Consider the following 24,116-nt stretch of genomic DNA (forward strand, 5'->3'; position numbering starts at 1 on the left):
CACGAATGAACGTCAACGTCGCAGATTATTCGCTGCTTCCGGTCCTGCCCGAGATTGTGCTCGCGCTGGGCGCGATGGCGCTGTTGATGCTGGGTGCCTATCGCGGCGAGCGCACGGTGCGCATTGTCACCATTCTGGCTGTTGTGCTGCTGGCCGTGGTTTTGGTGCTGGAATTGTGCCTGCCTGCCGGACGGCTGACCACCTTCGGCGGCAGCTTCGTGGTCGACGACTACGCGCGCTTCCTGAAAACCGTGATGCTGATCGCGTCCGCCGTGACGCTGGTGATCTCGCGCGGCTTCCTCGCCAATCAGGCGCGGATTTTCGAGTATTCGATCCTCGTTTTGCTCTCCAGCGTTGGCATGATGGTGCTGATCTCCGCAACCGACCTCATCACGCTTTACCTCGGCTACGAACTGATGAGCCTCGCGCTCTACGTCGTCGCGGCGAGCCACCGCGACAATCTGAAATCCACGGAAGCGGGCCTGAAGTACTTCGTCCTCGGCGCGCTGTCGTCGGGCATGATGCTGTACGGCGCCTCGCTGATCTATGGCTTCACCGGCACGGTGGAATTCGCGGGCATCGCCGCGGCGGCCAAGACCGGCAGCATCGGTGTGATCTTCGGCATCGTGTTCCTGCTGGTCGGCCTGTGTTTCAAGATCTCGATCGTGCCGTTCCACATGTGGACGCCGGACGTGTACGAGGGTGCGCCGACGCCGGTGACGGCGTTCTTCGCCTCCGCGCCGAAGGTCGCCGCGCTCGCGGTGCTGGTGCGCGTGCTGCTCACCGCATTCCCGAACGTGACGCACGACTGGCAGCAGATCGTCACCTTCGTTTCCATCGCCTCCATGGCGCTCGGCTCGTTCGCCGCGATCGGCCAGAAGAATATCAAGCGCCTGATGGCTTATTCCTCGATCGGCCATATGGGTTTCGCGCTGGTCGGCCTCGCGGCGGGCACGGCGCAGGGCGCGCAGGGCGTGCTGATCTATGTCGCGATCTATGTGGCGATGACCTTCGGCAGCTTCTCGTTCATCCTTTGCCTCAAGCGCAACGGCCAGCCGTTCGAGCAGATCAGCGATTTCGCGGGCCTGTCGCGGACCAATCCGTATCTCGCCTTCATGTTCGCGATGCTCTTGTTCTCGCTGGCGGGCATTCCGCCGCTCGCGGGCTTCTTTGCGAAATTCTACGTCTTCCTCGCGGCGATCCAGGCCGGGCTTTACCCGCTGGCCGTGATCGGCGTGCTGTGCAGCGTGGTGGGCGCGTTCTACTATCTCGCCATCATCAAGACGATGTACTTCGACGAGGCCAAGGGCGCGGTCGATCCGATGGCGGGCGAGCTGCGGACGGTTCTGACACTCGCTGGCATCTTCAACCTTCTCTACTTCGCCTATCCCGGTCCTCTGGTCAGCGCGGCCACGGCTGCGGCGAAGTCGCTGTTCTGATGGGCTTCGCGCTCGGACCCCGAGCACAATCAGCACAATACCGCCTTGTCAGCTTCGACACGCTCAATTCGACCAACGCCGAGGCGTTGACGCGCGTGCGCGCGGGTGAGCAGGGGCCGCTCTGGCTTGCGACCGCGCACCAGACGGCGGGGCACGGGCGGCGGCAGCGGGCATGGATTTCGCCGCCGGGCAACCTCGCATGCAGCGTCGTCGAGACGCTCACGACCGATCACGCGGGCGCGGCGACGCTGGGCTTTGCCGCCGGGCTGGCGCTGGAGACGGCCTTGCGGAAGGTCAGCAATGAGGCGGCTTCGTTCCGGCTCAAATGGCCGAACGATGTGCTGGCAGGCGGCAAGAAGCTCGCGGGCATCCTGATCGAGGCGGAAGCGACACCGGACGGCCTTGCGGCGGTTGTCGGCATGGGTGTCAATGTCGTCGCCGCGCCGGAGGGCACGCCGTATCCCGCGACCTCTCTGAATGCGCAGGGCATCGTCACCGATGCGGCGGCGTTGTTCGCAGCGCTGACGGATGCATGGGCCGAGTGGTTTGCGCTCTGGGATCATGGCCGGGGCTTTGAGACGATCCGCACGCAATGGCTGGTGCGCGCGGCGGGACTTGGCGCGGCGATTCAGGTGCGCCAAGGCGAACGGGTGATTGACGGTGTGTTCGAGACCATCGACGAGGCGGGGCGTCTTGTCGTGTCCCATGATGGCGGATCGACCAAGGTCGCGGCGGGCGACGTTTATTTCGGTGCGGCGATGTCCGCGGGAGCGGCGTAATGGCGCGTGCTGATGAATTGAGTTTTGTGCCGCTCGGTGGCATCGGCGAGATCGGCATGAACCTGTCGCTCTACGGCCTCGGCAAGGGCAGGCAGCGTTCATGGCTCGCGGTCGATCTCGGCGTGTCGTTCGGCAATGAGGAGCATCTGCCGGGCATCGACGTGGTGATGCCGGATATTCGTTTCATTGAATCCGAGAAGAAGAATCTCGTCGGGCTCGTGCTGACCCACGCCCATGAAGACCATTTCGGTGCGATCATCGATCTGTGGCCGCGCCTGCAATGCCCGATCTACGCCACGAAATTTTCCGCCGCGCTGTTCGAGGCGAAGTGTGCGAGCGAGCGCAACCCGCCGAATATTCCTGTCACGGTGATCGAATCCGGCGGACGTATCGACATCGGCCCTTTCAATGTCGAATTCGTCGCCGTGCAGCATTCGATTCCGGAATCCCATGCGCTGGCGATCCGCACCGCCGAAGGGCTGGTGATTCACACCGGCGACTGGAAGCTCGATCCGACGCCGCTGATCGGCGAGCCGACCAACGAGAAACGCTTGCGCGAACTCGGCGACGAGGGTGTGCTGGCGCTGGTCGGCGATTCCACCAATGCCGTTCGTGAAGGCCGCTCGGCCTCCGAGCGGGAAGTCGCGCTGGGCCTCGCCGAGATCATCAAGGCCGCGAAGGGGCGGGTGGCGGTGACGACCTTCGCCTCGAATGTTTCGCGGATGCGCGCCGTGGCGGAAGCCGCGCGCGAGGCGGATCGTGAAGTCGTACTGATCGGCCGCGCGATGGAGCGCGTGGCGCAGGTGGCGCGCGAGACCGGTTATCTCGACGGCATCGCGCCGTTTCGCGGCGCGGACCTCTACGGTCACTTTCCGCCGAACAAGGTACTGGCGCTGTGCACCGGCAGCCAGGGCGAGCCGCGCGCGGCGCTGGCGCGCATCGCCAATGACGATCATCCCGAGGTGACGCTCAACAAGGGCGACACCGTGATCTTTTCCTCGCGCACCATTCCGGGCAACGAGAAGGCGGTGGGAGCGATCATCAACGGTCTCGTCAGTCAGGGCATCAAGGTCATCACCGACCGCACCCATATGGTCCATGTCTCCGGCCATCCGCGCCGCGACGAACTGCGCGACATGATCTCGTGGGTGCGGCCGCAACTCTTGATCCCCGCGCATGGTGAGGCGTTGCATCTGTCGGAACATGCGAGCCTCGCGCGGTCCTGCGGCGTGCCTAAAGTGCTGGTGTGCAGGAATGGCGATCAGGTTCGGCTCGCGCCCGGCGAGCCCGCCATCGTCGAACAGGTGCCGTCCGGCCGCCTTTACAAGGACGGCAAGATTCTGGAGGACCAGAATGCGCGCGCGGTGGTGGCGCGGCGGCGGCTGGCATTTGCCGGTGGCGCGTTCGTCGCATTGGCGCTGACGGAGCAGGGCGAACTGGCGGACGACCCCCAGGTCGATCTGGTCGGAATCCCCGAGCGGAACGCGGCGGGCGAACTGATGGATGAACTGATCTACGACGTCGCGGTTGCGACTTTCGACAATCTGCCGCGCGCCAAGCGGCGCGATTCCGATGCCGTAGGTGAAGCGATACGGCGCGCGGTGCGCTCGGCCATCGCCGAGCAATGGGGCAAGAAGACGGTCTGCGTCGTCCACGTTCTGGAGGTCTGAGAAGCGCGATGCTGGGCCGGCTGAACCATGTGGCGATCGCGGTGAGGGACGCGAAAGCGGCGGCTGCCGTGTATTCCGCGGCCGGCGCCGAGGTATCCGTGCCGACAGCCCAGCCGGAACATGGAGTGACGACGGTGTTCGTGGCGCTGCCGAACACCAAGCTGGAATTCATCGAGCCTCTGGGTGAGGCGTCGCCGATCTCAAAATTCCTTGAGCACCACCCGGATGGCGGCATTCACCACATTTGCTTCGAGGTTGATGATATCATCGCCGAGCGCGACCGGCTCATTGCCGATGGCAGGCGGGTGCTTGGCGACGGCACGCCGCGCATCGGCGCGCACGGCAAACCGGTGCTATTTTTCCACCCGAAGGATTTCTCGGGAACACTGATCGAGATCGAGGAGGCGTAGAATGGCCCAGGCAATCTCCTCCGCGTTTGCGATCTATTTCGTGGTCTGGTGGGTCACTCTGTTCGCCGTGCTGCCGTTCGGCGTGCTCAGCCAGCAGGAAAGCGGCGAGGTGAGCATGGGAACCGATCCCGGCGCGCCGGTGCTTGCACGCATGGGCCGCAAACTGTTGTGGACCACGCTGATCTCGTCGGTCATCTTCGGTTGCGGTTTTTTTGCATATCGGCTCGGGTTTATCGATATGGATCGCATAAGCAAGGCAATCGGCCTGCCGTTCTGACCCGCAAAATTGGATCGTGACGCGATCCACTGATCTCGCGTTTCTGACTTCGTATGTTCCCATCGCGGCCATCGTCGCGCTTGATCCAGCGCAATGCGCGGGTCTCTGCGTGCGATCAGCATAATGCGAACAGAACCGGGCCACCAAGGATGAGGTCGATAAAGACAGGCGAAACGGACCGGAAATAGGGACAAAAAAAGAGCAGGGCCGGAAGCCCTGCTGCTGAAATGTCGCGACCCTGTGTCCCCGAGCAGTTGGATCTATCGTTGTTTAGACGGGGATGACGCTGCGTTGTGCACGTCGGGCCTCCTCCCAAGACCTAGACCACAGCAGGTTCGGCAGAATGGCCGTCCTGACTGACGCCGCCGTTTTACCGCATTGTTTTTTTCTTGTCATCATTTTTGGAAACAAAATTCCTATTTGACTCTGGCATTGAATTATTGTTGCGCGGCGGTGTTCTATATGTGGAACAGACAATATCGACATTTCGATATTGCCGTGCTTAGTCAGGAACATCCGGATTTCATCCGGTGGGGGACACAATGCGCAAGCGGTTGGGACATCTGGTTCCCATCGTCATGATCGCGGTTCTGGTGCAGCTTTTTGCACCGATCGCGATGATGCGCGCCGCTGCCGCCGCGAGCAATGATCCGCTCAGCGGTATTGTGATCTGCTCGGGCGAGCACGACGGGACGGCCTCTGATACGGCGCCTTCCGCGGCCCATACGAACTGCTGCCCGCTTTGCGCGGTGGCGCATGTCGTACCGACGCTCGATCATCCCGTTGCGCTCCATGTCGCCATCCAGCGCATCTACCAGCGTGTCGCCTGGCTCGAGAGCCGGACGCCCTTCCGCCGCGGCGGAATCGATGACCGGCCTCATGCGCGCGGTCCCCCTGCCTATTCCTGATTGAGACAGTCCGCGGGCTGCGGGTTTTGCCTGCTGCCTTCTGTTCAGTGACTGCCCACGGCAGTTATCGGGAATATTGCAATGCTCAAGCCTCCCGCCCTTGGTGGCGTCACGATTATCGCCGCTTGCGGCGCGCTGTTTGCTGGTGCGTCATCCAGTTTCGCCGATCATGTTGATGGGCATGTTCTTCCCGAGGTCACGGTGGAAGCACCCCGCGCGGCGCGCGCCAAGCCCGCCCGCAGGCAGAATACGCGCGCGGCAGGGACGCGGCGGTCCTCGCGATCCGCCGCCAATCCAGCGACTACGCCGCGCGTGATCGTGACGGGCGGCAGCGCCGCGCCGGCGGCAGCGCTTGCGGGCCTTGCGCAGGCGCCTACGGGACAGACCGCGACCACCATCGATCACGGCCAGTTCGATAACCGCCCGTCGTTCTCGGTGAACGACGTGCTGCGCGATAGCCCCGGCATTTCGGTGAAGCAAGGCAACGGACCGCGCGATTTCGGCATCTCGATACGCGGCTCGAACGCGCGCAACGGCTTCGGCATCCGCAACATGGTGATCTTCGACGACGGATTCCCGGTGACGCAGCCGGACGGGCTCTCCCGAAGCGATCTGATCGACCCGCACGCCTATGGCGCGATCGACGTGATCAGGGGGCCGTCCTCGGCGCTGTACGGCAATTATGCCACCGGCGGCGCGCTGAATTTCCGTACCCGTCCGGGCGGCAGCATCAATGGCGCCGAATACGGCATCGACGGCGGCAGCTTCGGCTACCTCAACAATTATTTCACGGTGGGAAAGAAGGTCGGCAATTTCGAAGCCTCGCTGTTCGCGAGCGACGCGCGCGGCGACGGGTTCATCGGCAATAGCTGGTTCAACACCCAGACGGTGAATTTCCTCGGCACCTATCAGGCGACGCCCGACGATCGCTTCACGCTGAAGATCATCAACAACAATGTCGATGCGCGGCTGCCGATCCGGTTGTCGCTCAATCAGTTTGACCAGAATCCTTTCCAGCGCGGCTGTGCAACGGCCGCGGGTGCTGCGCCGGGATGCGCGACGGTGTCGCTGTTCAATAACGGCTTCAATGGCTCGAAGTCCGCGCTGACGGCCGAGCAGGCAGGGCTGGGGCGCACGGATCGGCGCACCATCGTCGGCGCGCGCTGGGAGCACGACGTCGACAACCAGACCACGTGGCGCAACCAGCTTGTGTTTGACGACCGCAACATCAGCCAGCCGACCGGCGCGACCAGCGCGATCGGCGACTATCCGTCCTATAATTTCATGAGCGATCTCACTCATCGCGGCCAGTTGTTCGGCTTCGACTCCACCACCTATTTCGGCGGTTTCTACAACACGCTGAGCTGGTCGGGCGATACGCGCAACGTGATGCCGGGGGGCGATGCCACGCTCGGTCTCCTGTCCTCGAACGTCACCGGCACGCACACCAATTTCGGCTTGCGCGCGCGCGAAGAGTTGCGGCTGACCGATGCGCTAACCTCCATCGCCGGGATCGGCTGGGAGAATACTGAGCTCAAGGGCGTGAATACCGCGTATAAATATCCGGTCGCCAACGATCCGGCCTCAACGACAGCGCTGACCTCGGCCGACAAACAGTTCACCAATGTCGCTCCTGAATTCGCGCTGCTCTACAAGTTCAACAACGAATGGCAGGGGCGGGCGCGCGTCGGCACCGGCTACGGCACGCCGCAGGTCGGCAACCTGTTCGTGCTTGCCAATGGCCAGAACGGCAACAACACCAATCTCGTGCCGCAGCGGAATGTCGGTTACGACCTCGGCGTGGACTGGACGCCGAACAAAACGGTGAAGGTGAGTCTCACCGGCTTCTACGAATTCTTCCGTAACGAGCTTGTGTCGCAAGCCACGCCCGTGGGTGCGCCGAACGGGAGCTTCATGTTTAACGCGCCGCGCTCGGAGCATCGCGGTATTGAACTCGCCGCCGACTGGCGATTCCAGCCCGGCTGGCGCGCGACGCTCGCCTACACCTATCTCGACCAGATCTACACCGACTACACCGAGATCCTGAATAACGGCACGAGCTTCAGCTTCAACCGCGCTGGCAACAAAATTCCCGGCATCTCTCCGAATGAACTGACGGCGCGGCTCGGTTATGACGAGATGGCAGGCGTCTATGCCGGGCTTGGCGCGTTCGTCGAACTCCAGTGGAAGGATGCCTTCTACATGGACAATGCCAATCTCCTGAAAGCGCCGGGCTACGAATTGGTGAACCTCAACGTGCATTACACGACCGGCCTGAAGTCGGACGTCTTCAAGACACTCAATGTTTACTTTGAGGTCCGCAATCTGTTCGATAAGACCTACATCGCGTCAGCCAACAACATCGGCAACAGCGTGACAGGTGCGGGCGTTCAAAATCCGGCAAGCGTGCTCGCCAATTCGACCGGCTCGGTCTACGCCGGATCGCCACGCGCGTTCATCGCCGGCATGAAGGTGGCGTTCCGATGAGACAGGTCATCATGAAAAAATGGATTGCTCCCGCTGCCGCGCTGATGCTTTGGCAGGCGCCAGTGCTTGCGCATGACATGCGCAGCCACGCAGGCGAGGCCGGTTGCGCCGAGGTCACGCTGGCGTGCGCGACCAAGGTGACGCCCGCATTCGGGCCGGACGGCAAGCTCTGGATCGCAATGCTGGCGGGCGGCAATGTCGCGGTCGCGGCCTCGACGGATGGCGGGCGGAATTTCACCAAGCCTGTCGCGGTTACGGATCAGAAGCTCGACATGGACTGGGGCCCGGATGCGCGGCCGAAGATCGTGATCGACAAGCACGGCGACCTGATCGTGGCGTTCTCGACGTTCCGCGACAAGGCGTTCAACGGCGAGGTCTTCACCACGCGTTCGACGGATGGCGGTGCGAGCTTCGCGCCGATCAGGCCGATCACGCCGAGCAATATCAGCCAGCGATTCGAGGCGCTCGCGCTCGACACCGACGGCACGGTGTTCGCGGCTTGGCTCGACAAGCGCAATCGCGCGCCCGCGAAGAAAAAGGGCGAGGCCTATGACGGCGCGGCTCTGTTCTTCGCGACCTCGAAAGACGGCGCGGTCTATTCGCAGGCGCAGCTTGCCCACGACAATACCTGCGAATGCTGCCGCCTCGGTGTGGCGTTCGCCGGACACGGACATCCGGTCGTGATCTTCCGTAACATTTTTAACGGCGGTGTGCGCGATCACGCCATCGTCACGTTCAGCGACCTGAACACGCCGGGCCAGATTCATCGTGTCAGCAATGACGACTGGAAGGTCAATGCCTGTCCGCATCAGGGACCGAGCCTCTCGATCGCACCGGGTGGCACTTATCATGCGACCTGGTACACCAACGGCAAGAATCGTCAGGGCCTGTTCTACGCGCGCTCGACCGATGGCGGTGCGACCTTCTCCGACCCGGTCGCGATCGGCGATTCCGCGCACAATCCGGCGCGGGCCTTCGTGCTTGCCACCGCCAAAGACACTTATCTGGCGTGGAAGGAATTCGACGGCGAAAAGACCACGGTGCGGATGATGCAGTCCGCCGATGACGGCAAGACGTGGTCGGAGCCGAAGACTGTCGCCGCAACGGCGGATTCCTCGGACCATCCGTTGCTGGTGAGCGATGGGCATACAGTGTTTCTGTCGTGGATGACGAAGAAGGACGGCTATCATTTCCAGCCGGTCGGGCAGGGAACATGAGACGTCACATGAAACAGCATCTGACTGGCGGGCTGTTTGCCGTTGCGGCGACGCTCCTGTTCGCACGCGCCGTGCTGGCCGATGCAGCTATCGAGATCAGGCCGTTTGAGCGCGGAAGCTGGCAAATGATCCGGCAGGCCCATGCCGGGCGGCCGACGCTGGTGCATTTCTGGGGCGTGACATGCGGGCCCTGCAAGGTCGAACTGCCGGAGCTCGGCCGCTTCGCCAAAGCGCATCCCGATATCAACGTGGTGATGATCGATGCCGATCTGGTTCCAAACACGCCCGCCGCCGTGCGGGCGATGGTGTCGCAAGCGGGGCTCGCCTCCACCGAGAACTGGGTGTTCGGCGACACCTTCACCGAGCGGTTGCGCTACGAGATCGATCCCAAATGGCAGGGCGACATCCCACGTACCGTGCTGATCGGCAAGGACGGTTCGATGAAGACGATCGAGGGATCTGCAGAAATTTTAAGCCTTGAGAACTGGGCGGCAAGCGAAAGGAAGAAATGATGAGGACGACAAAACTGGGCATCGCAGGTGCCGCGCTGTTTCTTGCGATTGGCGTGGCCACGCCGGCTCTCGCGACGGACTACAAGGCCGGTGATCTGACGGTCGTGCAGCCGTGGGCGCGCGCCACGCCGTCAGGCGCCAAGGTCGGCGGCGCGTATCTTGCCATCACCAACAATGGCAAGACGGCTGACCGCCTGACCGGGGCGTCGATTCCGGAGGCGGATCATGTCGAGATTCATGAGATGAAAATGGACGGCGGCGTGATGAAGATGCGGCCATTGCCGAATGGCATTGAGATCAAGCCCGGTCAGACCGTGAAGCTCAATCCCCAGGGCAATCATCTGATGCTGATGGGCCTGAAAGCGCCTCTCAAGCAGAATGAAGTCGTCAAGGGCAAGCTGACCTTCGAGAAGGCAGGGGCCGTGGATGTCGAATTCAAGATCAACTCCATCGCTGCGATGTCGGCGGACAGTGCGCCCGTGGACGGCACGATGAAGATGGATGCTATGAAAATGCAGAAGATGGACAAGACACACACGGGACATTGATCGCTGCGAACACGATCTTGTCTGAATCAAAACGCCGGCCTTGGGGGCCGGCGTTTTTTATTGTCTGACGTTTGGTTCAGAACTTGACCGAGAGCCGCGTGTTGTAGGAGCGGCCGGGCCCTGCAACGTTGTATCCGTACATCGGAGACGATCCCATCATCGAGACGGAGCGGAAGTCGACCAAATCCGCGCCGCCAAGCGGCAGGTAGTATTGCTGGTTCAGAACGTTATCGATCCCGAAATCCAGCCTTACGTTGCGCCACTGATAGCCCGTGCGCAGGTTGAGCAGCGCGTAGGCCGGGGTCGTCAACTCGTTGTGCACCTGGCTGACCTCGGTCTTGCCGCCGACCAGTTGCACTTCGATGCTGTTGGTCCAGTGCCCGAGCGTGTGATCGAGCGCCAGCTTTCCATTCAACGGCATCATGCGATACAGATTGATGCCGTCGGTCCGCTCGCCACGTACATAGTTCAAATTGCCGCGCAAGACACCGCGCCCGTAAGCGGGATTGTCCCACACCGCGACGTGGCCTGAGAGATTGACGCCGTAAAGCCGCGCATCGTGATTGGCGAACTGCAAGTTCACGAATCCCGTTTTGGCGTTCACGTTCGCCGCGTCGCAGACCGGGCCCATGCCTATGCCCATCGCCATGGGAGAGAAGCAGCGGTCCACGTCGATATAGTCCTGCACGTAAGAGTAGTAGGGCGTGATCTCGAGGCCCCACAGTTTCTTGGTCGGGTCGTGCCAACCTGCCGTGAAGGTCACGGTGTGGGCCTTCTCCGGTTTGAGATCGAGGTTGCCGACATAGCCGTTGCCGTCGCCGAACCAGCCGATCATACTCATGGCCATGCTTTCGGTTGACCATGCGTATCGCTCATACAGATTGGGCGAGCGGGTCTTGCGCGCGAAGCCAAGTTCGAAATTGCTGGTTTCGTTCGGCTCGTAACGCAACAGGGCAGAGCCGTCGAAATTGGCATCGGTTCGTGCACGGTCGCGCGCGTTGAAGGCCGCCGCATCCATACCGTAACTCACCATTGGATCGTTGCTGTAGCCTTGTACGTTACCGGTGTTCATCCACACCATGTCGTTGCGAACGCCGAGCACGGTGGTCCATTCCCGGCTCCAGTGGCGTTCCCATTCGAGAAACGTGCCGAGACGTCCGCGCCGGCCGTTATTGATGTTGATGAACTTATCGGGTCCCATCATAGGAGCCGTCCCCGCGACCGGATCCCACCAATCGTCGAGATGGTTGTAGTGGAATTCGTTGCCGACGCGGAAAAGGTCATGGGGTGAGGCCACGATCGTTGCCTTCAATGCGTAGCCCGTATCCTGACCGCGCGTGTCCATAGGCATATCGCTGACCTTGTCAGGCGGAATGAACCCCATGGTGTGGCGGATGTCGTGGTAGTAGGCGCGTGCCTCGAACTTGCCCCAGTCGAATACGCCTTCATAGCGGCCGTTCGCGTAAAGCCCCCGATTGAAGGTCATGTCCATGTACTGGTTGACGAAGCCCTGATACGGGATGAACTGGCCGCCCACCTCGAAGGTAAAGAGGTTGCCCGGCGTCTGCTTCGAGATGCTCAGGGCGTGGTTCTGCACCTCGTATAGGGTCGAGCCGATCTTGCGGCCGTTGCCGTCCTTGTAGTCGCTCGCGCGCGCCCATCCGCCGGTGTAGGTGATACTGGTGTCGCGGTTGGCCATGGTCGCGTTGACATCGACGCCGTAGATGTTGCCGTTGCTGCGATAGAAGCCTGACATCAGGATGCTGGTGACGAAGTCAGGTCCTGACGTAAAGGCTGGCGGTGCCGTGGTCACATCGAGCCTGGTGCCGACATAGTCGCCACCGACGCTGACGGGCGCTACGCCGATATAGGCTTTCGCTCCGGCGATCATCGACGGATTGACGAAGGAGAGCGGCGGATTCATCTGGTTCGGACATGCCGGACTGATCAGCATGCCGTTGACCGTGACCTGGTTGCGATCCGCGCCGAAACCGTTGAACGCAGGCAGGCTCGATATGCCGCCAGCACCCCAGACCGCTCCGCCGGGCAGGTCTGTGACAAGCGAGGCGGAGTCACTGGTTCGCAGTGCTGCCGAGAGCGCCTGCTGCCCGGAGATGGAAGCGGTCGGCGGCGGAGGGGGCAATTGTTCGCTGACAGGAACAGGCTGCCGAGTTTCGGGTGCAGACTGCACCCGAGTCGATCTCGAGCGAGACGAGTTCGCATGGTGCCTCGGCTTTGCGCGATGCCGGGCAGGACTGACGATGATCGGCGGAATCTCGGTGGCGGTTTGCGCCGATGCGGGGTTCGGGATGATGCTTGTCAGAAGTGCCACAGGTGAGAGCGCCGTTGAGGCGATGAGGATTGTTCGGCAAAAGCCGGTGCAAGAAGACATTTTGATCTCGATGTTCGATGACGAGGCCACAGGGCCTCACGTTGAATCGTTCCGCGGATGCGGACGCATCGCAGAAGGGCGATCATGGGCGCGCGGAATGCCGCCGCTTGAACAGCGGACATCAACGGCGCGCAGTACGCGTCATCAAACGAAGGAGGGAGGCCCTCTGGCCCATGCCCGGAGCGGAGTGCTGCCGACGCATTGCGTTTCAGTGGGGGCTACACGGACGATTTTCGCCGCCTGCTGAACCGTCGGGAGAACAGGTTCGCCGGGAGCGATGAAACTGAACGCGTTGAAGGAAAGACACAGCGGGCAGGAAATGAGCCGCTTGTGCGACGTATCGTGATCAGCCGGACCGTCGGCGGCGGGCGTGATGTTCAGACAGAGATAGTGAGCAGGATCGAGACTGCTGGGAGAGAGCGAGGCATAAAGCGAGGTCGTGAGCGTTGTATTGAGCAACAACGCATAAGCCGCGATTATCACGGCCCACCGCCCCAAGCGAATTTTGCGAAGTGTGGTCATCCCCTCAATCCCGTGCGGGTCTTTAACACAGTGTCACCTGATTGGAAAGAAAGGGCAGGCTGTTCGAACGCAAGGAGCCGGTGCTGGCAAAGTGGCAAAGTCCACCATGATGCTCACAGGGCTTAGAGACGACCTGCCGAAACAGGCTGCCTGTGCCGGTAAAACCCTTGTCTTTTGTCCGCCAATCCGGTTTCAGTGGCGGCATCCCGGTCCCACGATTCCTGAGCATCCCATGCGGCTGACGCGCTTTTTTCTCCCCATCCTCAAGGAAACACCGAAAGAGGCGGAAATCGTCTCGCACCGGCTGATGCTGCGCGCGGGCATGATGAGGCAGGAGGCGGCGGGCATCTATGCCTGGCTGCCGCTCGGCTTCCGGGTGCTGAAGAATATCGAGCGGATCGTGCGCGAGGAGCAGGACCGCGCGGGCGCCATCGAGCTTCTGATGCCGACGCTGCAACTGGCCGACCTGTGGCGCGAGAGCGGCCGCTATGACGCCTACGGCCCGGAGATGCTGCGCATTGCCGATCGCCACAAGCGCGAGCTTCTCTACGGGCCGACCAACGAGGAGATGATCACGGAGATCTTCCGCGCCTACGTGAAGTCGTATCGCAGCCTGCCGCTGAACCTCTATCACATCCAGTGGAAATTCCGCGACGAGCAGCGTCCGCGTTTCGGCGTGATGCGCGGCCGCGAATTCCTGATGAAGGATGCCTATTCGTTCGACATCGACGAGGCGGCGGCACGGCTGTCCTACAACAGGATGTTCGTCGCATACTTGCGCACTTTCGCCCGTATGGGGCTGAAGGCGATCCCGATGCGCGCCGAAACCGGGCCGATCGGCGGAGATCTCTCCCACGAGTTCATCGTACTGGCCGAGACCGGCGAGTCCGGCGTGTTCTGCAACAAGGATGTGCTCGATCTGCCGGTGCCGGGCGCGGATGTGGATTACGACGGCGACCTCACGCCGGTCATCAAACAGTGGACCGAACTTTACGCCGCGACCGAAGACGTTCACGACGAGGCCCGCTACGAAAAGGAAGTGCCTGCCGAGAAGCGGGTGAACACCCGCGGCATCGAGGTCGGTCAGATTTTCTATTTCGGCACCAAATATTCGGATTCGATGAAGGCGCTGGTGGTCGGCTCGGATGGAACGGAAAAGCCGATCCATGGCGGCTCCTATGGCATCGGCGTGTCGCGCCTCGTCGGTGCGATCATCGAAGCCTGCCACGACGAGAACGGCATCCAGTGGCCGGAGGAAGTGGCGCCCTTCCGCGTCGCCGTGCTCAACCTCAAGCAGGGCGCGGCCGACACCGACGCCGCCTGCGAGAAGCTCTACAAGGAATTGTCGGCGGCGGGCGTGGACGTGCTCTACGACGACACCGACCAGCGGCCGGGCGGCAAGTTCGCCACCGCCGACCTGATCGGCATTCCGTGGCAGATTCTGGTCGGACCGAAGGGCCTCGCCGAGGGCAAGGTCGAGATCAAGAAGCGCGCCGACGGCAGCCGTGAGATGATGAGCGTCGACGAGGCGTCCCGCCATTTCCAGACAAAATGGAAGCCCGCGCACTGACATGACCGATATTTAAGGTCGCATTGCCGGCGAAGGTGCGATTGAACGGTGAATCATTGCGCTGCGGGGGCGGCGCGGACGTGAGCCTCGACTACAATTCGCCTGATTCGCATGGAATTCGGGGCGATGGACAGATTTGATGAGTGAGCCGGTTCGGACTGCCCCCTTTGCTCCTTTCGAGTGGCTGATCTCGGCCCGCTACCTGCGGGCGCGACGCAAGGAAGGATTCATCTCGGTCATCGCGGGTTTCTCGTTCCTTGGCATCATGCTGGGCGTCGCCACGCTGATCATCGTGATGGCGGTGATGAACGGCTTCCGGAAAGAACTGCTCGACAAGATCCTCGGCCTCAACGGCCATCTGCTGGTGCAGCCGCTGGAATCGCCGCTGACCGACTGGAAGGAAGTCGCCGACCGCATCAATGGCGTGCAGGGCATCCGCCTCGCAGCGCCGATTGTGGAAGGGCAGGCGCTGGCATCGTCGCCATTCAACGCCTCCGGCGTGCTGGTGCGCGGCATCCGCGCCGCCGACCTCGAAAAGCTCACCTCGATTTCCAGGAACATCAAGCAGGGTACGCTGGAAGGCTTCGACGACGGGCAGGGCGTCGCCATTGGTCGCCGTCTCGCCGATTCGTTGTCGCTGCATGCGGGCGATACCGTGACGCTGGTCGCGCCGCGCGGCGCGGTGACGCCGATGGGCACGACGCCGCGCATCAAGCCCTACAAGGTCGCGGCTGTGTTCGAGATCGGCATGTCGGAATACGATTCCTCCTTCGTGTTCATGCCGCTGAAGGAAGCGCAGGCCTATTTCAACCGCCCCAACGATGTCACCGCCATCGAGATCTACACCGACAATCCCGACAAGGTGGATGAATACCGCAAGGCGGTGACGGAGGCGGCGCAGCGGCCGATCTTCATGGTGGACTGGCGGCAGCGCAACTCGACCTTTTTCAATGCGCTACAGGTCGAGCGTAACGTCATGTTCCTGATCCTGACGCTGATCGTGCTGGTCGCTTCGCTCAACATCATTTCCGGCCTGATCATGCTGGTGAAGGACAAGGGCAGCGATATCGCGATCCTGCGCACCATGGGCGCGACGCAAGGCTCGATCATGCGCATCTTCCTGATCACGGGTGCCGCCATCGGCGTGGTCGGCACGCTGGTCGGCTTCCTGCTCGGCGTCATCATTTGTCTCAACATCGAGAATATCCGCCAGTTCATCTCGTGGCTGACCAATACCGAGCTGTTCTCGCCGGAACTGTACTTCCTGTCGAAGCTGCCGGCCGAGATCAGCGTCGGCGAGACGGCGGCGGTCGTCATCATGGCGCTGACGCTATCGTTCCTGGCGACGCTGTACCCGTCGTGGCGCGCGGCGCGGCTCGATCCCATTGAAGCCCTGAGATACGAGTGAGCGCGCCGATGCAAGACGGAGACAACGACGCGCCGGTGGTGTTCCTCCACGACATCCATCGCCAGTACCGGCAGGGCGAAACCACGCTGACCATTCTCAACGGCGCCAAGCTGGCGCTATGGGCGGGGCAGTCGGTGGCGCTGGTGGCGCCATCGGGTACCGGCAAATCGACGCTGCTGCATATCGCGGGGCTTCTGGAGCAGCCGGATTCCGGCGAGGTCTACGTCAACGGCGCGCCGACCTCGACGTTGTCGGACGGTGACCGCACCCAGATCCGCCGCACCGATATCGGCTTCGTCTACCAGTCGCATCGCCTGCTGCCGGAATTCTCGGCGCTGGAAAACGTGATGATGCCGCAGATGATCCGTGGCCTGCCGCGCAAGGAGACCGTGCAGCGCGCCAAGGAGATTTTGGCCTATCTCGGCCTCGGCGACCGCATCACGCATCGCCCTGCCGAATTGTCCGGCGGCGAGCAGCAGCGCGTCGCAATCGCGCGTGCGGTGGCCAATGCGCCGCGTGTTCTGTTCGCGGACGAGCCGACCGGCAATCTCGACCCGCACACCGCCGATCATGTCTTCAACGCGCTGATGCAACTGGTGAAGGCCACGCAGGTCGCGATGCTGATCGCGACCCACAACATGCAGTTGGCCAATCAGATGGACCGCCGCGTCTCGCTCGCGGACGGGCAGGTGGTGGAACTGGATTGATCCAGCGCCCTAGCGCGCGTGATGCTTGCGCTTATGCTTGTGACGGATGGCGCGATGCGGTCCCGGTGCCTGAGTCACGCGATAGGGATCGTAATCGGGATCAATGTTGCCGAACGGCGAATAAGGCACGCGCGGCTGTTTGATCACATAGGGGCTGCCGGGGCGGCCCGCATAGAACGGATCGCGGTAGCACATCGCCGAGCGGCCCGATGCGCTCATCTGACACTGAGCCAGCGTCGAATAGCTGCAATCCTCGTACGGCGCGCGCGTGTAGACCTTCATGCAGTAGGGATATTCGATGAGCGCCTGCGCGGGCGACGGAACCGCCGCACCCATCAACAGGGAAAGACCGAGCGCGGAGAAAGTCAGCACTAATCGACGTGTGGTCATGGTGTTCATGACGGATATCTCCAGCGTCTGTTTGCGCTGCCTCAATAGGTTTCGCGATAGACGCGGCGGCCCCGGCGCGGCGCGTCAGGCGTGCCGCGATTGTAGAACGGGTTGATGTCGCAATAGGCGAAGCGGCCGGATGCCGCTGCGGCGCAGGCGGCGTAGCTCGGATAGTTGCACTCACCGTAGCCGGTGTAATCGCGGCCCCGGATGCAGTAGGGGTATTCCTGCGCGGCCGCCGGGGTGATGTCGAGGCTGGCGTACGCGCTGAGCGCGAGGGCTGCGAAAAGCAATTTGCGCATCGATCTCTCCTGAATCGTCTGGTGGTCCGATTCCAACATTCGCGTCCCACGCGGCTGTTCGTGAACGGGTCCGGTTCCGTGGTCAATACACTTCGACGCCAGTGGTTCGCTCCGGGTTCGGTCTTTCCCATAAAACCTTCGTTAAGGCTGTTTATTCGCACACGTTTCAGTGTGGCTTGACGAAAGAACAGATATAGAACATTGTTCTTGGTATGTTCCAACCAAGTTTTCCGGGGCTTTCCGGGATCAAGGAGACGATCATGCTGAAGATGTTCTTTGAAGAAGCCGCTGCTTTGACTTCGCTGGTGCTGTTTGTCGGGACCGTCGCGGTATGGGCGCACCTCATTCCGCAACTGTAAATGGCTTGGCAAAGGGTATCGGGCCGCAGGCTGGGGAAAGGGATGATAGTGCCGCTCAAGGTGCTGTTCCGCATGGACAGGGGGAAGTGCGGGCGGCACCGTTGAGCCAGTGAGTCGCTTTCACGCAGCTTACAAATTCCCAGCCCATGAAAGTCTGCCCGGATGGCGTCCCCCGGATTTATCCATCTTCATGTCCACTCGGCGTATTCGCTGTTGCAGGGGGCGATGAAGATTCCCAAGCTCGCCGAGCTTGCGAAGGCGGACCATCAGCCGGCACTGGCGCTGACCGACCGCGACAACATGTTCGGCGCGCTGGAATTCTCCGAGAAACTTGCGAGCTCAGGGATTCAGCCGATCGTCGGCTGCGCGCTCGCCATTGATTTCGGCGACGTCGATCCGAACGCGCGCAACGCGCAGGCGCTCGGCCCGGCGCGCATCGTGATGCTGGCCGCGAACGAGGAGGGTTACCGTAGCCTGATGCGGCTCAACTCGCGTGCCTTCCTCGACATGCCCGCGCAGCAGATCCCGCACGTCAAGGCAGACTGGCTTAAGGACGACACCAGCGGCCTGATCGCGCTGACAGGCGGGCCGGAGGGTCCGGTGTCGCAAGCGCTTCTCGCCGAGCAGCCGGAACTGGCGTTGCAACGGGTGGAGGCGCTGGCGGGCCTGTTCGGCGACCGCCTCTATCTCGAACTGCAACGCCATGGGCTCGACACCGAGCGGCGCATCGAGAGCGCGTTGATCGATATCGCCTACGGCAAGGGCCTGCCGCTGGTCGCGACCAACGAGCCGTATTTCGCCACCGCCGACGATTACGAATCCCACGATGCGCTGCTGTGCATCGCGGGCGGGCGGCTGATCGCGGAAACCGAGCGCGCGCATCTCACGCCGGACCACCGCTTCAAGACTCGCGCCGAGATGGCCGTGCTGTTCGCCGATCTGCCCGAGGCGCTGGCGTCCACGGTCGAGATCGCGCGGCGTTGCGCGTTCCGCCCGAAAACACGCAAGCCGATCCTGCCGCACTTTACCGTCAGTGAGCATCACGAAGACCCGTCCGCCGCCGAGGCGGCCGAGTTGCAGCGGCAGGCCGAGGAGGGGCTGGCGCACCGGATCGAAAAGCACGGGATGGCGGAGGGGCAGACCGAGGAGGACTATCGCACGCGCCTCGCCTTCGAACTCGATGTCATCAGGCGGATGAAATATCCGGGGTACTTCCTGATCGTGTCCGACTTCATCAAGTGGGCGAAGGCGCAGGGCATTCCGGTCGGGCCGGGGCGCGGCTCCGGCGCGGGCTCGCTGGTGGCCTATGCGCTGACCATCACCGATCTCGATCCGCTGCGTTTCGGCCTGCTGTTCGAACGCTTCCTCAACCCCGAGCGCGTGTCGATGCCGGACTTCGACATCGACTTCTGTCAGGATCGCCGCGGCGAGGTGATCCATTACGTGCAGGAGCGCTATGGCCGCGATCAGGTCGGCCAGATCATCACCTTCGGCACCTTGCAGGCGCGCGGCGTGCTGCGCGACGTCGGCCGCGTGTTGCAGATGCCATATGGGCAGGTCGACAAGCTCACCAAGCTGGTGCCGCAGAATCCCGCCGCGCCCGTGACCCTCGCAGCCGCCATCGCGGGCGAGCCCAAGCTGCAAGCCTTCCGCGACGAGGACCCGGTGGTGGCGCGCGCGTTCGACATCGCCATGCGCCTCGAGGGCCTGACGCGTCACGCCTCGACCCACGCGGCGGGCATCGTGATCGGCGACCGGCCGCTGTCCGAACTTGTGCCGATGTACCGCGATCCGAAATCCGACATGCCGGTGACCCAGTTCAATATGAAATGGGTCGAGCCTGCGGGCCTCGTGAAGTTCGACTTCCTCGGCCTCAAGACGCTGACGGTACTCGACGTCGCGGTGAAACTTTTGAAGCAGCGCGACATCCATGTCGATCTTGCGCACCTGCCGCTCGACGACAAGCCGACCTACGAGATGCTGACGCGCGGCGACGTGGTCGGCGTGTTCCAGGTTGAAAGTCAGGGCATGCGCCGCGCGCTGGTCGATATGCGGCCCGACCGTTTCGAGGACATCATCGCGCTGGTCGCGCTCTATCGTCCCGGCCCGATGGCGAACATCCCGACCTATTGTGCGCGCAAGCACGGCGACGAGGAGCCGGAATATCTGCATCCGGTGCTGGAGCCGATTTTGAAGGAGACGTTCGGCGTCATCATCTATCAGGAACAGGTGATGCAGATCGCGCAGGTGATGGCGGGCTACTCGCTCGGCGAAGCCGACCTCCTGCGCCGCGCGATGGGCAAGAAGATTCGCGCCGAGATGGAAAAGCAGCGCGTGCGCTTCGTCTCCGGTTCGGTCGAACACAGCATCAGCAAGGGGCAGGCCGACCAGATTTTCGAGCTGCTGGCGAAATTCGCCGACTACGGCTTCAACAAGAGCCATGCCGCCGCCTACGCGCTGGTGTCGTACCAGACCGCTTACATGAAAGCGCATTATCCGGTGGAGTTCATCGCCGCGTCGATGACGCTCGACACCGGCAACACCGACAAGCTGTCCGAATTCCGCGCCGAGGCGCAGCGGCTCGGCATCAAGGTGGAGCCGCCGTCGATCAATCGCTCGGAGGGCACCTTCACCGTCGGCGGCAACACCATCTTCTACTCGCTCGCGGCGCTGAAGGGCGTGGGTTCGCAGGCTGTCGAGATGATCGTGGAGGCGCGCAAGAACGGCGGGCCGTTCACCTCGCTCGCGGATTTCGCCGCGCGCGTTCCGCCGCGCGCGATCAACAAGCGCGTGCTGGAAAGCCTTGCCGCCGCTGGTGTGTTCGACGAATTCAACCCGAACCGCGCGGCGGTGTTTGCGGGCGCCGACGCGATCCTCGCTGCCTGCCAGCGCGCGAATGACGCGGTGACGCTCGGGCAGAGCGATATGTTCGGCGGACAGAGCGGTGCGCCGACGCTGATCCTGCCGAATGTCGAGCCGTGGTTGCCCGCCGAACGGCTGCAACGCGAATACGGCGCGGTCGGATTCTTCCTGTCCGGCCATCCGCTCGACGATTACAAGGTCGTGTTGCAGCGTCTCAGCGTGCAGTCGTGGGCGGAGTTCTCCAGCGCGGTGAAGAACGGGCGCACGGCGGGAAAGGTTGCCGCCACCGTGGTGTCGCGCATGGAGCGCCGTACCAAGACCGGCAACAAGATGGGCATCATCGGCCTGTCCGATCCGACCGGACATTTCGAGGCGGTGCTGTTTTCCGAGGCGCTCGGCCAGTTCCGCGACATGCTGGAACCGGGGCTCGTGGTGCTGTTGCAGCTTGCCGCCGAATTGCAGGGCGAGGACGTACGCGCCCGCATCAACAATGTCGAACTGCTCGATCAGGCAGCCGCGAAAACGCCGATGGCGCTCAAGATATTCGTGCGCGACGACAAGCCGGTCGAATCGATCCGCCGCCGTCTGGAGGATCATGCGCAGGGGGCAGCCGCACGCTCGGGCAGCGCGGGCGAAGTCACGGTGGTGATGATGCTCGACCTCGAAACCGAGGTGGACATGAAGCTGCCCGGCCGCTTCAAGGTGTCGCCGCAGATCGCGGGCGCGCTGAAGGCGATCTCCGGCGTGGTGGATGTGCAGACGCTGTAATCCGCGCGGCCTGGAAGATTGCCTGATTTTAATATCATTCAAATTCCCGCCGGGGCGGCGTTCAAACAATATTCAGACACGCCCGTGCCGAATGTGCCATGATCGCGAAGTATCGCATCGGAGGCTGTCATGGCGTTTCGTCTCGTGGGATTTGTTGCTGCTGTCGCTTTGCTCGCCGGAGCGGTGCTTCCGGTATCCGGTCAGGCGCAACAGCAGCCGTCGCAACAGCCTCAGGAAAAGCGCATCGCGCTGGTGATCGGCAACGGCTCCTATGCCAAGGCGCCGCTCGCGACCGCCGCGAATGACGCAGGTCTCGTCGCGCAGACCTTGCAGGCCGCCGGATTCGATGTGATCGGCGCGCGCGATCTCGACGGCGACACGCTGCGCGGCAGCTTCCGCGATTTCATCCAGAAGGCCGAAGCCTCCGGACCCGATACGGTGGCGATGGTCTATCTCTCGGGCTACGGCCTGCAACTCGCGGGCGAGAACTATTTCGTCCCGGTCGATTCCAAGATCGAGCGCGACACCGACATTCCGACCGAGGGTCTGCGCCTCAACGACTACATGCGCCAGTTGGCGGCGTTGCCGCTGAAGGCGGGCGTCGTCGTGCTCGATATCGCGCGCCAGCAGCCTTTCATTGACGGGAACGCGCAGATTGCGAGCGGTCTTGCGCTGGTCGATCCCGAGCCGAAGATGCTGATCGCGTTCAACGCAGCGCCGGGCACGGTCGCGCCGGAGGAGCAGGGCGCTTATGGCGCCTACGCGCAGGCGCTGGCCGAGATGATCCGCGCGGGCGGCCTGCCGCTGCCGGAATTGTTCGATCGCGTGCGGCTGCGCGTCAACGAAACCACCAAGGGCGCGCAGGTGCCATGGGACGTGCAAAAGGTGGACGCACCGTTCGTGTTCTTCGACCGCGCGCCCGACGCGCCGCCACAGGCCTCGCCCGAACAGGCGCAGGCCGCGCGCAACAAGCCGATCAGGGACATGGGCGCGCAGGATGCCTATGCCGCGGCGCTCGAGCGCGACACGCTGCAAGGCTATGAGGATTTCCTCGGCGCCTATGGCGGCGATCCGATGGCCAAGCGCGTACGCGTCATCGTGGCCGCGCGGCGCGAGGCGATCACATGGCGGCGCACCTATCGTACCGACACGCCGGATGCCTACTGGTCGTATCTGCGCCGCTACCCGCATGGCCCGCACGCCGCCGACGCGCGCCGCCGCCTTTCGATTCTGTCCGCCGCGCTGGAGCCGCCGCAATCGTTCGCGATGATCGATTACGACGTGCCGCCGCCGCCGCCGGACGAGATCGTCTATGTCGATCGTCCGGTGCTGATGTTCTCCGATCCGGATTTCGATTTCGCGCCGCCGCCGCCGCCGCCGGTTTACTATCTGCCGCCGCCGCCGGATGATTTCATCGACCTGCCGGCGCCGTATTATTCGGACGATCTGTATGTCCTGCCGCAGCCGGTGTTCGTGCCGATCCCGATCTTCGTGCGTCCGCCGATCTACGTGCGTCCGCCGCAGCACGACTTCCTGTTCGCCAACATCCACAACCGCGCGGTGATCGACAGCCAGATCAACCGGCGCGGGCCGGGAGGGTTCAATCGGCCGGGAGGCCCGATGATTCCGCCGGGCGGGAAGGGACCGATGGTCCAGCATCCGTTCAATGCCGGGCCGGTGCTGCCCGGCGCGGTGCAGAGGCGCGCCACGCTCATTTCGGAAGGCAAGGCGCAGCGTCCGGCGAGCTCGCTCATCAATCCGCGCGCCAATCTCGGCAACGTCGATCGCCGCGCGCCGCTTCCGGGACCGCGCAAGTTCGGCCCCGGCGTAGCCACGCCGCCGGGCGCTCCGGGTGCACGCACCATGACGCCGCCTGCGATGCCGGGCCGCAATGCGCTGCCCGTGCCGGGTCGTGGCAATGTCCCGAATGCGCCCGCGATGCGCGGGCCGCAACAGCCCGGTCAACTGGGCCAGCCCGGCGCGCGTCCGGGTGGCCCGGGTGCTCCGAATGTTGCCGCTCCCAATGCTGGTGCTCCGAATGCCGGTGGTCCGGGTGCGGGCGGACCGGGGCGGATGGGACCGGCTCCCGGCCAGCGCGGACCCGATGCGAACAGGCCCGGCCTCAACCGGCCGGACGCGAGTCGTCCGGGCATGAACCGTCCGGGTATGAGCAGGCCGGGGCCGGATGCGATGAGGCCGCCATCGGCCCGGCCGGCACCGCCGCCGTCCGCGATGCGGCCCGCGCCGCAGGCCCAGCGGCCGATGCCGTCACGGCCCGCGCCCCAGATGCGCCCGCAAATGCAGCCCCGGATGGCGCCTCCGCCCCGTCAGGCAGCCCCACAACCGCGCATGGCGCCGCCACCCCGGATGGCTCCGCAGCGGCCGCCGCCGATGGCCCGGCCTGCGGCACCCCCGCGTCCGGCCCCGATGGCGCGGCCCGCGCCGCCGCCGCGCATGGCTGCACCTCCAAGAGCGGCCCCGCCACCACGGGCGGCCCCGGCCAAGCGGTGCCCGCCGAACGCACCGAAATGCTGAAAAAGACCAGGCCGGCGGGCATCCCGCCGGCCTTCTTTTCGGGGCGGGCGGGGA

At 63.3% G+C, this 24,116-nt stretch carries 19 protein-coding genes; 15 read left to right on the forward strand and 4 right to left on the reverse strand.

Going from position 1 to position 24,116, the window contains the following annotated elements; genetic code table 11:
- Positions 1-5 precede the first annotated feature (5 nt).
- From nuoN to AFIC_RS07875, 10 genes are all read left to right on the forward strand, one after another.
- A complete protein-coding gene (gene nuoN, locus AFIC_RS07830; RefSeq protein ID WP_275248553.1) occupies positions 6-1,439 on the forward strand; it encodes an NADH-quinone oxidoreductase subunit NuoN in 1,434 nt (477 codons plus the stop codon).
- Complete coding sequence (locus tag AFIC_RS07835; protein WP_275248554.1) at positions 1,439-2,218, forward strand: biotin--[acetyl-CoA-carboxylase] ligase; 780 nt, start codon at positions 1,439-1,441, stop codon at positions 2,216-2,218. The genes nuoN and AFIC_RS07835 overlap by 1 nt, the downstream gene beginning before the upstream one ends.
- Entirely contained in the window at positions 2,218-3,888 is a 1,671-nt protein-coding gene (locus tag AFIC_RS07840) for a ribonuclease J (RefSeq protein WP_275248555.1), read from the forward strand. The genes AFIC_RS07835 and AFIC_RS07840 overlap by 1 nt, the downstream gene beginning before the upstream one ends.
- An 8-nt stretch (positions 3,889-3,896) precedes the next feature.
- Positions 3,897-4,298: a methylmalonyl-CoA epimerase gene (gene mce, locus AFIC_RS07845; RefSeq protein ID WP_275248556.1), complete on the forward strand. Its 402-nt coding sequence runs from the start codon at positions 3,897-3,899 to the stop codon at positions 4,296-4,298.
- 1 nt (position 4,299) lies between these two features.
- Complete coding sequence (locus AFIC_RS07850) at positions 4,300-4,575, forward strand: DUF1467 family protein (protein ID WP_275248557.1); 276 nt, start codon at positions 4,300-4,302, stop codon at positions 4,573-4,575.
- A 542-nt stretch (positions 4,576-5,117) separates the two neighbouring features.
- Complete coding sequence (locus tag AFIC_RS07855; protein WP_275248558.1) at positions 5,118-5,483, forward strand: DUF2946 domain-containing protein; 366 nt, start codon at positions 5,118-5,120, stop codon at positions 5,481-5,483.
- Positions 5,484-5,564: 81 nt separating this feature from the next.
- Positions 5,565-7,970 carry a TonB-dependent receptor family protein gene (locus tag AFIC_RS07860; RefSeq protein ID WP_275248559.1) on the forward strand — a complete coding sequence of 802 codons (2,406 nt, stop codon included), beginning with the start codon at positions 5,565-5,567 and terminating at the stop codon, positions 7,968-7,970.
- Positions 7,967-9,187, forward strand: a complete 1,221-nt coding sequence (locus tag AFIC_RS07865; protein ID WP_275248560.1) for a sialidase family protein — start codon at positions 7,967-7,969, stop codon at positions 9,185-9,187. The genes AFIC_RS07860 and AFIC_RS07865 overlap by 4 nt, the downstream gene beginning before the upstream one ends.
- 8 nt (positions 9,188-9,195) lie before the next feature.
- Positions 9,196-9,699 (forward strand): TlpA family protein disulfide reductase, encoded by a 504-nt coding sequence (locus AFIC_RS07870; RefSeq protein WP_275248561.1) that lies wholly within the window; start codon positions 9,196-9,198, stop codon positions 9,697-9,699.
- A complete protein-coding gene (locus tag AFIC_RS07875) occupies positions 9,696-10,247 on the forward strand; it encodes a copper chaperone PCu(A)C (protein WP_275248562.1) in 552 nt (183 codons plus the stop codon). Before AFIC_RS07870 ends, AFIC_RS07875 begins: the two co-directional genes overlap by 4 nt.
- Positions 10,248-10,323: 76 nt before the next feature.
- On the opposite strand, the gene AFIC_RS07880 is transcribed toward AFIC_RS07875, so the two are convergent.
- Positions 10,324-12,639 (reverse strand): TonB-dependent receptor, encoded by a 2,316-nt coding sequence (locus tag AFIC_RS07880; protein WP_275248563.1) that lies wholly within the window; start codon positions 12,637-12,639, stop codon positions 10,324-10,326.
- Positions 12,640-12,783: 144 nt separating this feature from the next.
- The gene (locus tag AFIC_RS07885) at positions 12,784-13,161 is read right to left on the reverse strand and encodes a hypothetical protein (RefSeq protein ID WP_275248564.1); all 378 of its coding nucleotides are present in this window, start codon (positions 13,159-13,161) and stop codon (positions 12,784-12,786) included.
- Positions 13,162-13,393: 232 nt separating this feature from the next.
- On the opposite strand from AFIC_RS07885, the gene proS reads away from it, so the two are divergent.
- The 3 genes from proS to AFIC_RS07900 all read left to right on the forward strand — a co-directional run bounded on the left by proS (position 13,394) and on the right by AFIC_RS07900 (position 16,846).
- Positions 13,394-14,731 (forward strand): proline--tRNA ligase, encoded by a 1,338-nt coding sequence (gene proS, locus AFIC_RS07890; RefSeq protein ID WP_275248565.1) that lies wholly within the window; start codon positions 13,394-13,396, stop codon positions 14,729-14,731.
- A 139-nt stretch (positions 14,732-14,870) separates the two neighbouring features.
- Positions 14,871-16,139 (forward strand): lipoprotein-releasing ABC transporter permease subunit, encoded by a 1,269-nt coding sequence (locus AFIC_RS07895; RefSeq protein WP_275248566.1) that lies wholly within the window; start codon positions 14,871-14,873, stop codon positions 16,137-16,139.
- An 8-nt stretch (positions 16,140-16,147) separates the two neighbouring features.
- Complete coding sequence (locus AFIC_RS07900; RefSeq protein ID WP_275248567.1) at positions 16,148-16,846, forward strand: ABC transporter ATP-binding protein; 699 nt, start codon at positions 16,148-16,150, stop codon at positions 16,844-16,846.
- Between the two features lie 9 nt (positions 16,847-16,855).
- Here the strand turns inward: AFIC_RS07900 and AFIC_RS07905 are convergent, their stop codons facing one another.
- Both AFIC_RS07905 and AFIC_RS07910 read right to left on the reverse strand, forming a co-directional pair.
- Entirely contained in the window at positions 16,856-17,245 is a 390-nt protein-coding gene (locus tag AFIC_RS07905) for a DUF3551 domain-containing protein (RefSeq protein ID WP_275248568.1), read from the reverse strand.
- Between the two features lie 32 nt (positions 17,246-17,277).
- Positions 17,278-17,538 carry a DUF3551 domain-containing protein gene (locus tag AFIC_RS07910; RefSeq protein WP_275248569.1) on the reverse strand — a complete coding sequence of 87 codons (261 nt, stop codon included), beginning with the start codon at positions 17,536-17,538 and terminating at the stop codon, positions 17,278-17,280.
- Between the two features lie 521 nt (positions 17,539-18,059).
- Here AFIC_RS07910 and dnaE point away from each other — a divergent pair.
- Both dnaE and AFIC_RS07920 read left to right on the forward strand, forming a co-directional pair.
- On the forward strand, positions 18,060-21,527 hold the full coding sequence (gene dnaE, locus AFIC_RS07915) for a DNA polymerase III subunit alpha (RefSeq protein ID WP_275248570.1): 3,468 nt from the start codon (positions 18,060-18,062) through the stop codon (positions 21,525-21,527).
- A gap of 129 nt (positions 21,528-21,656) precedes the next feature.
- The gene (locus tag AFIC_RS07920; protein ID WP_275248571.1) at positions 21,657-24,062 is read left to right on the forward strand and encodes a caspase family protein; all 2,406 of its coding nucleotides are present in this window, start codon (positions 21,657-21,659) and stop codon (positions 24,060-24,062) included.
- Positions 24,063-24,116 lie beyond the last annotated feature (54 nt).

The organism is [Pseudomonas] carboxydohydrogena (assembly GCF_029030725.1).
Taxonomy (GTDB): domain Bacteria; phylum Pseudomonadota; class Alphaproteobacteria; order Rhizobiales; family Xanthobacteraceae; genus Afipia; species Afipia carboxydohydrogena.

Coding starts and splice junctions, on each gene's coding strand:
- AFIC_RS07860 (WP_275248559.1), top strand. CDS start 5,565: ATGCTCAAGCCTCCCGCCCTTGGTGGCGTCACGATTATCGCCGCTTGC.
- AFIC_RS07885 (WP_275248564.1), bottom strand. CDS start 13,161: ATGACCACACTTCGCAAAATTCGCTTGGGGCGGTGGGCCGTGATAATC.
- proS (WP_275248565.1), top strand. CDS start 13,394: ATGCGGCTGACGCGCTTTTTTCTCCCCATCCTCAAGGAAACACCGAAA.
- mce (WP_275248556.1), top strand. CDS start 3,897: ATGCTGGGCCGGCTGAACCATGTGGCGATCGCGGTGAGGGACGCGAAA.
- dnaE (WP_275248570.1), top strand. CDS start 18,060: ATGGCGTCCCCCGGATTTATCCATCTTCATGTCCACTCGGCGTATTCG.
- AFIC_RS07870 (WP_275248561.1), top strand. CDS start 9,196: ATGAAACAGCATCTGACTGGCGGGCTGTTTGCCGTTGCGGCGACGCTC.
- AFIC_RS07905 (WP_275248568.1), bottom strand. CDS start 17,245: ATGAACACCATGACCACACGTCGATTAGTGCTGACTTTCTCCGCGCTC.
- AFIC_RS07895 (WP_275248566.1), top strand. CDS start 14,871: ATGAGTGAGCCGGTTCGGACTGCCCCCTTTGCTCCTTTCGAGTGGCTG.
- AFIC_RS07840 (WP_275248555.1), top strand. CDS start 2,218: ATGGCGCGTGCTGATGAATTGAGTTTTGTGCCGCTCGGTGGCATCGGC.
- AFIC_RS07920 (WP_275248571.1), top strand. CDS start 21,657: ATGGCGTTTCGTCTCGTGGGATTTGTTGCTGCTGTCGCTTTGCTCGCC.
- AFIC_RS07865 (WP_275248560.1), top strand. CDS start 7,967: ATGAGACAGGTCATCATGAAAAAATGGATTGCTCCCGCTGCCGCGCTG.
- AFIC_RS07910 (WP_275248569.1), bottom strand. CDS start 17,538: ATGCGCAAATTGCTTTTCGCAGCCCTCGCGCTCAGCGCGTACGCCAGC.
- nuoN (WP_275248553.1), top strand. CDS start 6: ATGAACGTCAACGTCGCAGATTATTCGCTGCTTCCGGTCCTGCCCGAG.
- AFIC_RS07875 (WP_275248562.1), top strand. CDS start 9,696: ATGATGAGGACGACAAAACTGGGCATCGCAGGTGCCGCGCTGTTTCTT.
- AFIC_RS07835 (WP_275248554.1), top strand. CDS start 1,439: ATGGGCTTCGCGCTCGGACCCCGAGCACAATCAGCACAATACCGCCTT.
- AFIC_RS07900 (WP_275248567.1), top strand. CDS start 16,148: ATGCAAGACGGAGACAACGACGCGCCGGTGGTGTTCCTCCACGACATC.
- AFIC_RS07855 (WP_275248558.1), top strand. CDS start 5,118: ATGCGCAAGCGGTTGGGACATCTGGTTCCCATCGTCATGATCGCGGTT.
- AFIC_RS07850 (WP_275248557.1), top strand. CDS start 4,300: ATGGCCCAGGCAATCTCCTCCGCGTTTGCGATCTATTTCGTGGTCTGG.
- AFIC_RS07880 (WP_275248563.1), bottom strand. CDS start 12,639: ATGTCTTCTTGCACCGGCTTTTGCCGAACAATCCTCATCGCCTCAACG.